Source organism: Streptomyces aureus (assembly GCF_001418135.1).
GTDB lineage: Bacteria > Actinomycetota > Actinomycetes > Streptomycetales > Streptomycetaceae > Streptomyces > Streptomyces aureus_A.
This window is the reverse complement of sequence record NZ_LIPQ01000201.1, coordinates 1-12774: the sequence shown is the minus strand read 5'-3', so window position 1 is coordinate 12774 and position 12774 is coordinate 1. Positions and strand designations below refer to the sequence as shown.

At 69.4% G+C, this 12774-nt stretch carries 8 protein-coding genes and 1 pseudogene; 7 read left to right on the top strand and 2 right to left on the bottom strand.

The features are described from left to right. The coding region (locus AOK00_RS17955) for an amidohydrolase (protein ID WP_159041789.1) at window positions 1-954 on the bottom strand (954 nt) is incomplete at its 3' end. Between the two features lie 93 nt (window positions 955-1047). Between AOK00_RS17955 and AOK00_RS17950 the strand changes: the two genes are divergently transcribed. Further along, window positions 1048-2046 carry a LacI family DNA-binding transcriptional regulator gene (locus tag AOK00_RS17950; protein ID WP_254047400.1) on the top strand — a complete coding sequence of 333 codons (999 nt, stop codon included), beginning with the start codon at window positions 1048-1050 and terminating at the stop codon, window positions 2044-2046. A 247-nt stretch (window positions 2047-2293) separates the two neighbouring features. Continuing rightward, window positions 2294-5011, top strand: coding sequence for an aconitate hydratase AcnA (gene acnA, locus AOK00_RS17945; RefSeq protein WP_055601317.1), 2718 nt, complete (start codon window positions 2294-2296; stop codon window positions 5009-5011). A gap of 88 nt (window positions 5012-5099) precedes the next feature. On the opposite strand, the gene AOK00_RS17940 is transcribed toward acnA, so the two are convergent. Further along, entirely contained in the window at window positions 5100-6068 is a 969-nt protein-coding gene (locus tag AOK00_RS17940) for an FG-GAP repeat domain-containing protein (protein WP_254047399.1), read from the bottom strand. A gap of 527 nt (window positions 6069-6595) precedes the next feature. Here AOK00_RS17940 and ngcE point away from each other — a divergent pair. The 5 genes and pseudogenes from ngcE to AOK00_RS17915 all read left to right on the top strand — a co-directional run bounded on the left by ngcE (window position 6596) and on the right by AOK00_RS17915 (window position 12571). Further along, a complete protein-coding gene (gene ngcE / locus AOK00_RS17935; RefSeq protein WP_055601315.1) occupies window positions 6596-8041 on the top strand; it encodes an N-acetylglucosamine/diacetylchitobiose ABC transporter substrate-binding protein in 1446 nt (481 codons plus the stop codon). Window positions 8042-8141: 100 nt separating this feature from the next. Further along, on the top strand, window positions 8142-9071 hold the full coding sequence (locus AOK00_RS17930; RefSeq protein WP_055601314.1) for a carbohydrate ABC transporter permease: 930 nt from the start codon (window positions 8142-8144) through the stop codon (window positions 9069-9071). Further along, window positions 9071-10009: a carbohydrate ABC transporter permease gene (locus AOK00_RS17925; RefSeq protein WP_055601313.1), complete on the top strand. Its 939-nt coding sequence runs from the start codon at window positions 9071-9073 to the stop codon at window positions 10007-10009. Before AOK00_RS17930 ends, AOK00_RS17925 begins: the two co-directional genes overlap by 1 nt. 162 nt (window positions 10010-10171) lie before the next feature. Then, window positions 10172-11384 (top strand): annotated as a pseudogene (locus AOK00_RS17920) (ROK family transcriptional regulator). A 122-nt stretch (window positions 11385-11506) separates the two neighbouring features. After that, the gene (locus AOK00_RS17915; RefSeq protein ID WP_055601312.1) at window positions 11507-12571 is read left to right on the top strand and encodes a substrate-binding domain-containing protein; all 1065 of its coding nucleotides are present in this window, start codon (window positions 11507-11509) and stop codon (window positions 12569-12571) included. Window positions 12572-12774: the final 203 nt, after the last annotated feature.

Sequence of the window (12774 nt, the reverse complement as noted above, 5' to 3'; positions counted from 1 at the left end):
GTCGCCGAACTCCCGGCGCAGCCCCCGGGCGTACGCGAGCGCCGCCGCCGGGTCCTTCGCCTGGTCCGGGTCGAGCCGGATCGCCGGGACGATCCGCTGCGGCAGCTTCCCGGCCGCCGCGAGCGCCCGGTACGTGCCGAGCTCACCGCGTCCGACCAGGGCGTCCATCATCGTGGTGACCCCCGAGGCCGCCGCCTGGGCGAGCACCCGCGCGCAGGCCGCGACCAGCTCGGCCTCGCTCGGCTCCGGGATGTGCCGGGTCACCAGCGGCTGGGCGTCGTCCTTGAGGACGCCGGTCGGCCTGCCGTCCGCGCCCTTCACGATCTTCCCGCCCACCGGGTCCGGTGTGGCGGCCGTGATGCCGGCGATCTCCAGGGCGCGGCCGTTGACCCAGATGTTGTGGCCGTCTCCGCCGACCAGGGCGACCGGACGGCGGGTGGGCAGGGCGTCGAGGAGCGAGTGGTGGGGGAGCGAGCCCTGCGGCAGCAGGCCGATCGGGTTCCAGTCCTCCACCACCAGCCAGCCGTCCGGTTCCTGCCCCGGGCTGTCCTGCAGAAAGCCGGTCAGGATCGCGAGCAGCTCCTCCCGCGTCGTCTCCGCCCCTTCGAGGGAGGGCCGCAGCGAGCGGCTGCCCGCGCCCAGGGGGTGGACGTGACCGTCGTGGATGCCGCTCATCACGGTCGCGCCGCGCGCGTCGACGACCTCGGTGTCCCGGCCGACGAGGCGGCGCAGTTCGTTGCCCCGTCCGGTCGCCAGGATCCGGCCGTCGCGGCCGACGGCCACGGCCTGGACGGGACGGCCGCCGGACCGGCCGGTGAACACCCGGGCGTTGTGCACGACCAGCGACGCCGACCGGGGGCGCGAGCCCGCCGCGGCGGGGCTCCCGGCGACCCCGACGAGACCCGCCGCACCGGCGGCGGCGAGAACGGTGCGCCGGCTCAGGGAAGAAGTCATGACCACTCCAAACATTGGCTGTGGCCGGACGCTCGCTGATTAACGTCGTAACCAGTACCCTCCCCGGACCGCGAAATCCGTACGATGGCGCGCATGTCAGGGCCCACCCTCACCGACATCGCCCGTGCCGCGGAGGTGTCCACCGCCACCGTCTCCCACGCCCTCAACGGCACGGGCCGGCTCGGTGAGTCCACCCGGCGCCGGGTCCGCGAGGTGGCGGCGGCCCTCGGCTACGGCTCGCGCCGGACGCCCCTCACCCGGACCGGGACGCTCGGCCTCGCCGTCACCACCTACGCGGGCGCGCCCTGGAACTTCCTCGAGGTCCCCTACTTCTCCCGCCTGCTGACCGCGGCCGCGGCCACCGCGCACGCCCTCGGCTACGCGCTGACGGTCCTGCCCGCTGCGCGCGGCGGCGAGACCCTGTGGCACACCCTGACCGTCGACGGCATGCTCCTGCTCGACAGCCCCGAGGACGACCGGGTGCTGCGCGCCCTGCGGGCCCGGGGCATCCCCGTGGTCTTCGACGGCCGTCCCACCGACCCGCACCCCGACGACGTCTGGGTCGACAACGACCACGCCGCGACCACCCGTGAGGTCCTCGACCATCTGGCGGCCGCCGGTGCGCGCCGGATCGCCCTGCACGCCGGGTACGGCCGCGAGTACTACACCGGCGCCGTGACCCGGGCGTACGGGGAATGGTGCCGTGAGCGCGGCCGTGAGCCCTCGGTGATCACCTTCGACCCGGAGGACGCGCCGGGCCGCGCCTTCGACCGGGCGTTCGCCGCCCGGTCCTGCGACGCCGTCCACTCCGTCTACGACCCCGGCGGCCGACAGGTCCTCGCCGCGGCGGCCCGCCACGGTCTGCGGATCCCCGACGACCTGCTCCTCGTCTGCGCCAGCGAGGATCCGGCCTATGCGGAGACCGGCCCGCCGGTGACCACGGTGACGCTGCGGCCCGAGACCATCGCGGAGACGGCGGTCAGGACTCTGGTGGCCCGGCTCGACCCCGCCCTGCCGGCCCCCGCGCCGGGCGGGCTGACGGTTCCGGCCCGGCTGTGTCCGCGCGCGTCGACGCGCCGGGGGAGCGGGTGAGGGCCGCCGCGCCTCCGGGCCCGCCCGCCGGACGGTCGTCAGGATGACGGCCGTCACAGGCATGCCGGGCATGACCGCGCAGCGGGGATGCACTAGAGTTATCTCGACATCGAGATAACTGCTTACGGCGCACCGCGGCCGCCCACCCGGTAAGGGTTACCTAACTAAGCCTTACCTTAGCGGATCGGCGAGGGAGTCGTGGCGGCAGCATGGCGGTAATACGCGCACATTGATGAAGGAGACTGTCGTGTCGGCGAACAGCTTCGACGCCCGCAGCACGCTGCGCGTGGGCGACGAGTCGTACGAGATCTTCAAGCTGGACAAGGTCGAGGGCTCCGCGCGCCTCCCTTACAGCCTGAAGGTCCTCCTGGAGAACCTGCTCCGCACCGAGGACGGCGCGAACATCACCGCCGACCACATCCGGGCCCTGGGTAACTGGGACTCGCAGGCCCAGCCGAGCCAGGAGATCCAGTTCACGCCGGCCCGCGTGATCATGCAGGACTTCACCGGCGTTCCCTGTGTCGTCGACCTCGCGACCATGCGTGAGGCCGTCGCGGCGCTCGGCGGCGACCCGGCGAAGATCAACCCGCTCTCCCCGGCCGAGATGGTCATCGACCACTCCGTCATCGCCGACAAGTTCGGCACGAACTCCGCCTTCGCGGAGAACGTCGAGCTGGAGTACGGCCGCAACAAGGAGCGCTACCAGTTCCTGCGCTGGGGCCAGACCGCGTTCGACGACTTCAAGGTCGTCCCCCCGGGCACCGGCATCGTCCACCAGGTGAACATCGAGCACCTGGCCCGTACGGTCATGGTCCGCAACGGCCAGGCGTACCCCGACACCCTCGTCGGCACCGACTCCCACACCACCATGGTCAACGGCCTCGGTGTGCTCGGCTGGGGCGTCGGCGGCATCGAGGCCGAGGCCGCGATGCTCGGCCAGCCGGTCTCCATGCTCATCCCGCGCGTCGTCGGCTTCAAGCTGACCGGCGAGCTCCCGGCCGGCACCACCGCCACCGACCTGGTCCTCACGATCACCGAGATGCTGCGCAAGCACGGCGTCGTCGGCAAGTTCGTCGAGTTCTACGGTGAGGGCGTCGCCGCCACCTCCCTCGCGAACCGCGCCACCATCGGCAACATGTCGCCGGAGTTCGGCTCCACCGCCGCCGTCTTCCCGATCGACGGCGAGACCCTGAACTACCTCAAGCTGACCGGCCGCTCCGCGCAGCAGGTCGCGCTCGTCGAGGCGTACGCCAAGGAGCAGGGCCTCTGGCTCGACCCGGCCGCCGAGCCCGACTTCTCCGAGAAGCTGGAGCTCGACCTCTCCACGGTCGTCCCCTCCATCGCCGGCCCGAAGCGCCCGCAGGACCGCATCGTCCTCGCGAACGCCGCCGCGCAGTTCGCCCAGGACGTCCGCAACTACGTGGACGAGGTCGACGAGGCGGGCAAGGAGTCCTTCCCGGCCTCCGACGCCCCGGCGAACCACCCCAACGGCGCCCCGTCGAAGCCGGTCACCGTGACCGCCCCCGACGGCTCGACCTACGAGATCGACCACGGCGCCGTCACCGTCGCCGCGATCACCTCCTGCACCAACACGTCGAACCCGTACGTGATGGTCGCGGCCGCGCTCGTCGCGAAGAAGGCCGTCGAGAGGGGCCTGACCCGCAAGCCGTGGGTCAAGACCACCCTCGCCCCGGGCTCGAAGGTCGTCACCGACTACTTCGACAAGGCGGGTCTCACCCCGTACCTCGACAAGGTCGGCTTCAACCTCGTCGGCTACGGCTGCACCACCTGCATCGGCAACTCCGGCCCGCTGCCGGAGGAGGTCTCCAAGGCCGTCAACGAGCACGACCTGGCGGTCACCTCGGTCCTCTCCGGCAACCGGAACTTCGAGGGTCGCATCAACCCCGACGTCAAGATGAACTACCTGGCCTCCCCGCCGCTGGTCGTCGCGTACGCCCTCGCGGGTTCCATGAAGGTGGACATCACCAAGGACGCCCTCGGCGTCGACCAGGACGGCAAGCCCGTCTACTTGGCCGACATCTGGCCGACGGAGGCCGAGGTCAACGACGTCGTCGCCAACGCCATCGGCGAGGACATGTTCAACAAGTCCTACCAGGACGTCTTCGCGGGCGACGCCCAGTGGCAGGCGCTGTCGATCCCGACCGGCAACACCTTCGAGTGGGACACCGAGTCCACCTACGTCCGCAAGCCCCCGTACTTCGAGGGCATGACGATGGAGACCACCCCGGTCACCGACATCGTCGGCGCCCGCGTCCTGGCCAAGCTGGGCGACTCGGTCACCACCGACCACATCTCCCCGGCCGGCGCCATCAAGGCCGACACCCCGGCCGGCAAGTACCTCACCGAGCACGGTGTGGAGCGTCGTGACTTCAACTCCTACGGCTCGCGCCGTGGCAACCACGAGGTCATGATCCGCGGCACGTTCGCCAACATCCGCCTGCGCAACCAGATCGCGCCGGGCACCGAGGGCGGCTTCACCCGCGACTTCACCCAGGCCGACGCGCCGGTGTCGTTCATCTACGACGCCTCGCAGAACTACCAGGCCGCCGGCACCCCGCTGGTCATCCTGGGCGGCAAGGAGTACGGCTCCGGCTCGTCCCGCGACTGGGCCGCCAAGGGCACCGCGCTCCTCGGCGTCAAGGCCGTCATCACCGAGTCGTACGAGCGCATCCACCGCTCGAACCTCATCGGCATGGGCGTCCTTCCGCTCCAGTTCCCGGCCGGCCAGTCGGCCGACTCGCTCGGCCTGACCGGCGAGGAGACCTTCTCCATCACGGGCGTCACGGAGCTGAACGAGGGCACCACGCCGAGCACGGTCAAGGTCACCACCGACACCGGTGTCGAGTTCGACGCGGTCGTCCGCATCGACACCCCCGGCGAGGCGGACTACTACCGCAACGGCGGCATCATGCAGTACGTGCTCCGCAACCTGATCCGTGGCTGACACGATCTGATCCGGTAGTCGTACGAAGTACGGAAAGGGCCCCGCTCCTCGGAAGAGGAGCGGGGCCCTTTCGCCGCACCGATGGCGATCAGAACAGCGCGCCGAAGCCGTTCCAGCCCGAGGTGCCGATCTTGATGCGGGTGGTGTACGGCGAGGACGAGCTGCCCGAGCCCTTGTACAGCCACAGGGCGCCGGCGCTGTCGCGGGCCACCAGGTCCGCACGGCGGTCGCCGGTGAGGTCGCCGGGGGAGAACAGGTTGTTGAACATGTTCCAGCCGCTGCCGACCCGGGTCCGGGTCGAGAAGGGGGCCCGGTAGTTGCCGGTGCCCTTGTAGAGCCACAGGACACCGCTGCGGTCACGCGCGACGAGGTCGGCGCGGCCGTCGCCGGTCACGTCGCCCTTGCCCGCGATCTGGGTGTACGCGTTCCACCCGGAGCCGATGCGGGTGCGCGCGGTCAGGGACGCGTTGCCGTTGCCCAGGTAGTGCCAGAGCACGCCGGAGCCGTCCCGGGCCAGGATGTCGTCCGGGGCGCCGCCGCCGGTGTTGCCGGCCGAGATGACCTTGTTGTAGGCGTTCCAGCCGCCGCCGAGGTCGCGGACCGGGCCGCTGCTGGCGAAGTGCAGCCGGCCCGCGCTGCTGACGGCGTACCAGCCGTCGGCGTGGTGCCAGCCGTCCGCCTCGGGCTGCCCCTCGATGTCCGCCTGGGTGAAGTTCTTGTATCCCACCCAGTTCCAGCCCTGACGCCCGGCGATCCGCTGGATGGCGCCGCCGCCGACGGGGGTGTAGCCGATGATGTCGCCGTTGGTGTGCCAGCCGTAGAGGTTGTTGAGCGCGGCTCCGGAGGCGGCGGTCGCGGAGGCCGCGGCGGCGGACACGCGGTCCGACTGCGCGGCGGCGGACACGCGGTCCGACTGCGGCGCGGCGGGGGCCTTGGCCGCCGGGCCCGGCTCCGCCGCGACCGCCGCGGTCGAGGTGGCGACGAGGGCGGCGGTTATCGCGGCGACCGTGACACGGGAGAGGAGACCCGAGCGGTTCAGGCCAGAAGAGTTGGCCACGTAGTACTCCATAAGGGAGAGGGACAAGGAAGTTCCGCCGCGCGCTCGAACACACGGACGAGGTCGGCGGTCTCCCTATGATCTCCGGTCACCCTCACAGGATCCTTACTTTTCCGGGTGTCTGTGACACAACTGTTTCGATCCCGGCCGTATGCCCCCTTTGCCCTCCCGCGTCCCCTCGGCACCCCGGACCGTCCCCTCAAGGTGCCCCACTACGGGGAGGTCTGAGGCACTGTCAAGGGCATGAACGGACGAATGCTTGGACGAAACGCCGCAGATCCAGCGTGCTTATCCCGGAGGTCTCAACTCGGGAAAGATGGCCGTCAAAACCTGCTTTCGATCTTGCTCAGGCGAAGGGAAGTGGACTATACCTGTCGCGTCCAGCCAGTCGGTTCCATCACACGACGGCCCGACGCCTGCACGACCCGGCTGCAAATGACCGCGGTGGCGGGGCCCTTCGCCTGTGGCGAGTGAGTACGGGCGACCGGTACACCGCCTGAGTCCTGAATGAAGGCGAGGACTTGAGCATGGGATCCACCTCCGCTCAGACCAATGAGGGCCTTGGCCGTCGCGATCTGATCAAGCGTTCCGCCGCGATCGGCCTGATTTCGGTGCCGACCATGGGCTTCCTCTCCGCCTGCGCGAGCAGTGGCGGCGACGGAAACGCGAAGGTCGAGAAGGGTACGAAGTCCGACAAGAACCCGCTCGGGGTGAACGAGTCGGCACCGCTTGATTTCGTCCTCTTCGACGGCGGATTCGGACAGCAGTACGCCAAGGACGCGATCAAGGTCTACGAGACGAATTACCCCAAGGCCAAGGTCAAGTTCACGCCCACCCAGAAGATCACCACGGAGCTCCAGCCGCGCTTCAACGGCGGCAACCCGCCGGACCTCATCGACAACTCCGGCGCCGAGCAGATGGACATGGGCGTCCTCGTCGGCCAGAAGCAGCTGGCCGACCTCACCGCCCTCCTGGACGCGGCCTCCGTCGACGACCCGAACAAGAAGGTCCGCGACACCCTGCGGCCCGGCATCGTCGAGATGGGCCAGTTCGACGGCGCCCCGGTCTGGATCCTCTACTACGCCTACACCGTCTACGGCGTCTGGTACTCGCAGAAGCTGCTCGACTCGCTCGACGCGAAGTACCCCGAGACCTGGGACGAGATGCTGGCCGTCTGCGAGAAGGCCAAGAAGAAGGGCATCGCGGGCTGGACGTACGCGGGCAAGCACCCGTACTACCTCCCCTTCTCGCTCTACCCGATGATCGGCAAGGTCGGCGGGCGCGAGGTCCTGGACGCCATCGACAACCTGGAGCCGAAGGCCTGGGAGCACCCCGCGGTCAAGGCGTGTTTCGAGGCCTACTACGAGCTCGTCCAGAAGGGCTACATCCTCAAGGGCACCCCCGGCCTCGACCACATCCAGTCGCAGACCGCCTGGACCGAGGGCAAGGCGCTGTTCATCCCGAACGGCTCCTGGGTCGAGAACGAGGCGGCGAAGACCATGCCGGCCGACTTCGACCTGGCCGTCTCCGCCCCGAGCGGCATCGACGCCTCCGACAAGATGCCCTTCGGCACCATGTGGGCGTCCGGCGGCGAGCCGTTCATCGTCCCGGCCAAGGCGGCCAACCCCGAGGGCGGCATGGAGCAGCTGCGCATCATGCTCAGCGAGGCCTCGTCCAAGAACTTCACGCAGTCCGTGAAGTCCCTCTCCGCGTTCAACGGCGGCACCGACGGCATCGAGCTGACGCCGGGCCTCAAGTCCGGCGTCGCGGCCCTGGAGAAGGCCGGCCAGAACGTCGTCAACCCGCGCCTCCAGGACTGGTACGTCGCCCTCCAGAAGGAGAAGATCGGTGTCGCGGGCATCGGCGAGATGATGGCCGGCCGCGCGACCCCGGCCGAGACGATCAAGAAGATCCAGAAGTTCGCCGACGAGGCGGCCAAGGACTCCTCGATCAAGCACTACAAGCACCAGTGAGCAGTGCCGGGGCCCCTTCCCGCCGACCGGGAGCGGGCCCCGGCCCCTTCGCGCGCGGCACCCGCGGCGCGCCTCCGCGGGAAGATCGGGGTCGGTAGGAATGCAGCACGGCAAGTACCGTTTCATCGTGGGGTTCCTGTCGGCACCCCTCGCGCTCTACGCGCTCTTCGTCATCTGGCCGTTCATCCAGTCCATCTACTACTCGCTCACGGACTGGAGCGGACTGAGCCCCGAATTCGGCTTCGTCGGATTCGACAACTACAGCAGAATGCTGGACGACGAGATCTTCTGGAAATCGCTCCAGCACAGTCTGACCCTCGCGGTGGTGCTGCCGCTGGTGACCGTCGGACTCGCGCTGTTCTTCGCGTTCATGCTCAATGTCGGCGGTCGGCGCCGCCGCGGAGCGGCCATCGCCGGTGTGCGCGGATCAGCCTTCTACAAGATCGTGTACTTCTTCCCGCAGGTGCTGTCGATCGCCATCGTCGCGCTGCTCTTCCAGTTCGCCTACAACCCGAATAGCGGAGCCATCAATTCCGCTCTGAAGCTCGTGGGCCTCGGCAGCATTCAGCCGGACTGGCTGGGCGATCCGAAACTCGCCCTCATCTGTGTGATGGCGGTTCTCGTCTGGTCCACGGTCGGCTTCTTCGTCGTCCTCTTCTCGGCCGGCATGGCGTCCATTCCGAGGGACTTCTACGAGGCCGCGCTGCTCGACGGCGCCAACCGCATCACGACCTTCTTCAAGATCACCCTGCCGCTGCTCTGGGACACCGTGCAGTCCGGCTGGATCTACATGGGCATCCTCGCGCTCGGCGCGGAGTCCTTCGCCGTCGTCCAGATCATGACCGTCGGCCCCAACGGCGGCGGGCCCGACTACTCCACCGTCGTCCTTCCGCTGTACGTGTACCAGAAGGCGTTCCGGGACGGACAGGCCGCCTACGCAACGACCATCGGTGTCGCGCTCCTTCTCGTCACCCTGGCCTTCGCGGCCATCGTGATGAAGCTGGGCCGGCGCGAGCGGCTGGAGTTCTGATGAAGACGACCGACACTGCCACCCCCGGCGTCGAGACCCCCGGCCCCTCGGGGGGCTCGGGGCCCGTGGTCACCAAGACGGCGCCGCCCGCGCCCCGCAAGGACTCCAGGAGCGAGGGCGCGGTTCTCAACGTCTTCTCGCACGGCGTCCTGATCATCTGGGCGATCATGGTCGTCATGCCGCTGCTCTGGGCGGTCATGACCTCGTTCAAGACCGACCGGGCGATCTTCACCTCCCCGTGGTCGCTGCCCGACGGCCTGCACTTCGAGAACTGGTCGCGCGCCTGGTCGCAGGCGCACATGAGCGACTACTTCATGAACACGATCGTGGTCGTCGGCGGCTCGCTCGTCGGCACGCTGCTCTTCGGCTCGATGGCGGCGTACGTGCTGGCGCGCTTCGACTTCCCCGGGAACCGCTTCATCTACTTCCTCTTCATCGGAGGGATGAGCTTCCCGATCATCCTGGCGCTCGTGCCGCTCTTCTACGTGATGCAGAACATGGCCCTGCTCAACACCCCGCACGGCCTGATCCTCGTCTACATCGCGTACTCGCTGCCCTTCACCGTCTTCTTCCTCACGGCCTTCTTCCGTACGCTGCCGACCTCGGTGGCGGAAGCGGCCTTCGTGGACGGCGCGTCGCACACCAGGACGTTCTTCCAGGTGATGCTGCCGATGGCGAAGCCGGGCCTCATCAGCGTCGGCATCTTCAACTTCCTCGGCCAGTGGAACCAGTACCTGCTGCCCACGGTGCTCAACACCGAGCAGGACCAGAAGGTGCTCTCCCAGGGCCTGGTCCAGCTCGCCACGAGCCAGGGCTACAAGGGTGACTGGTCGGGCCTTTTCGCCGGTCTGGTGATGGCGATGCTCCCGGTGCTCGCCGCGTACATCATCTTCCAGCGGCAGGTGGTGGCCGGCCTGACCGCCGGCGCCGTGAAGTAACCCCGCTCCCGCGGTCTCCAGGGCCCCCGGCGCACCCGCGCCGGGGGCCCCGCGCGTCGTGTGACACAGACCCTCCGCCACTCAAGGTCTTGACGGGGAGCAAGCCGAAAGCGTCCCCTTAGAGTTCACATGTTGGAGAAAACGGTGGGAGTGAGTGAGTCGATGGAGACTCCGGGGTCGCAGACGTCTCTGCACAGGGCCAATCTCGAACGGGTCGTCCGGGCGGTGCGCATGGCCGGCTCGCTCACCCAGGCGGAGATCGCCCGGGCGACGGGACTGTCCGCCGCGACGGTCTCCAACATCGTCCGGGAGCTGAAGGACGGCGGCACCGTCGACGTCACGCCCACCTCCGCGGGCGGCCGCCGGGCCCGCAGCGTCTCGCTCTCCGGTGACGCCGGCATCGTGATCGGCGTGGACTTCGGCCACACCCACCTCCGGGTCGCCGTCGGCAACCTCGCCCACCAGGTGCTCGCCGAGGAGGCGGAGCCGCTCGACGTGGACGCCTCCGCCGCGGAGGGCTTCGACCGGGCGGAGCAGCTGGTCAAGCGGCTGATCCGGGCCACCGGGATCGGCCCGGACAAGGTGATCGGCGTCGGGCTCGGTGTCCCCGGCCCCATCGACGTCTCCTCCGGGACCCTCGGCTCGACCTCGATCCTGCCGGGCTGGAGCGGGATCAACCCCGCCGAGGAGCTCTCCGGCCGCCTCGGCGTCCCCGTGCACGTCGACAACGACGCCAACCTCGGCGCGCTCGGCGAACTGGTCTGGGGCAGCGGGCGCGGCGTCAAGGACCTCGCGTACATCAAGGTGGCGAGCGGCGTCGGCGCCGGCCTCGTCATCGACGGACGGGTCTACCGGGGCCCCGGTGGCACCGCGGGCGAGATCGGGCACATCACGCTCGACGAGTCGGGCCCGGTCTGCCGCTGCGGCAACCGCGGCTGCCTGGAGACCTTCACGGCCGCCCGGTACGTCCTGCCGCTGCTCCAGCCCAGCCACGGCCCCGATCTGACCATGGAACGGGTCGTCCAGCTGGCCCGCGAGGGCGACCCCGGCTGCCGCCGGGTGATCGCCGACGTGGGGCGCCACATCGGCAGCGGCATCGCCAACCTCTGCAATCTTCTGAACCCGAGCCGGGTGGTGCTCGGCGGCGACCTGGCGGAGGCCGGGGAGCTGGTCCTGGCGCCCATCAGGGACTCCGTCTCGCGGTACGCGATCCCCAAGCGCCGCCCGGCAGCTCTCGCTGGCCCAGGGGGCCCTGGGAGGCCGCGCGGAGGTACTCGGCGCCCTGGCCCTCGTACTGAGTGAAATGGGTGATTCGACCCTGTTGGAGAGTGCCCTGCCGACGGCCGCTCCGGTCTCACGCCTTGCGTTCACTTAGATAACGAACACCACCGTTGTCATCTCGTTAAGGATTTACTTCTTGACGTCGGGGTGGCGGCCGAGTTGACTTCGTGCCACCTCGGCCGCAACGTCGCGGCCTCGTCAGGGAGGCAACCCCAAATGAACGCAGTGACGCGTCGCGCCGTCATAGCCACGGCCGCGGTGTCGATGGCTCTCTCGCTCGCCGCCTGTGGCCAGGCCGGTGGCGACGACAGCGGTGACAAGGGCAGCTCGACCAAGATCGGCCTGCTCCTTCCCGAGAACAAGACCTCGCGCTACGAGGCTCTGGACAAGCCGCAGTTCGAGAAGGCCGTCAAGGCCGCGTGCGGCGACTGCGAGGTCGTGTACAACAACGCGGTCTCCGACGTCGTCAAGCAGAAGCAGCAGTTCGACCAGCTGATCGCCGACGGCATCAAGGTCATCGCGCTCGACCCGGTCGACGCGACCAAGGCCGAGGGCTGGGTCACCGAGGCCAAGGCCAAGGGCGTCAAGGTCGTCGCGTACGACCGCGCCGTCAAGGGCGCCGACGCCTACGTCAGCCACGACAACAACAAGGTCGGCGAGCTCCAGGGCCAGGCGCTCCTCGCCGCCCTCGGCGCCAAGGCCGCCTCCGCCAACGTCGTGATGATCAACGGCGACGAGAAGGACCCGAACGCCGGTCTCTTCAAGAAGGGCGCCCACACCGCCCTCGACGGCAAGGTCGGCAAGATCGCCTACGAGGCCTCCGGCGAGTGGGACCCGAAGATCGCCGGCGAGAAGATGTCCGCCGCGATCTCCTCGGTCGGCAAGGACAAGATCGGCGCGGTCTACTCGGCCAACGACGGCATGGCCGGCGGCGTCATCACCTCCCTCGAGAACGCCGGCATCAAGGGCATCCCGGTGGGCGGCCAGGACGCCGAGGTCGCGGGCATCCAGCGCATCATCGCCGGTTCGCAGACCTTCACCATCTACAAGTCGCCGCTCCAGCTGGCCCCCGAGGCCGCCAAGTTCGCGGTGAACCTGCTCCAGGGCAAGGACCTCGGCGCCCAGGGTGCGACCGACGGCGTGCCGTCGACGCTGTTCCCGCCGGTCGTCGTCGACAAGACCAACATCCAGACCACGGTGATCCAGGACGGCATCTACAAGGCCGCCGACCTCTGCACCTCGGACCTGGCCGCCAAGTGCACGGAACTGGGCATCAAGTAGTCCCTGAGCCGAGCCCGCCGGGCCCCCGAGGGCCCGGCGTCACGGATCCCGACAACCGGCCCGCGTACAGCGGCCGAAGCCCCGGACACGGGGTGAAGAGGCCCGCCGAGGGTGAGACCCCCGCCAGAGGGTGAATCCCCGCCGGACGCCCGGCACCCGTCGGCACGATCCGTCCCCCTGCCCGTCCGGCCCCCGGCCGACCC

Coding starts and splice junctions, on each gene's coding strand:
- AOK00_RS17950 (WP_254047400.1), top strand. CDS start 1,048: ATGTCAGGGCCCACCCTCACCGACATCGCCCGTGCCGCGGAGGTGTCC.
- AOK00_RS17925 (WP_055601313.1), top strand. CDS start 9,071: ATGAAGACGACCGACACTGCCACCCCCGGCGTCGAGACCCCCGGCCCC.
- ngcE (WP_055601315.1), top strand. CDS start 6,596: ATGGGATCCACCTCCGCTCAGACCAATGAGGGCCTTGGCCGTCGCGAT.
- AOK00_RS17930 (WP_055601314.1), top strand. CDS start 8,142: ATGCAGCACGGCAAGTACCGTTTCATCGTGGGGTTCCTGTCGGCACCC.
- AOK00_RS17915 (WP_055601312.1), top strand. CDS start 11,507: ATGAACGCAGTGACGCGTCGCGCCGTCATAGCCACGGCCGCGGTGTCG.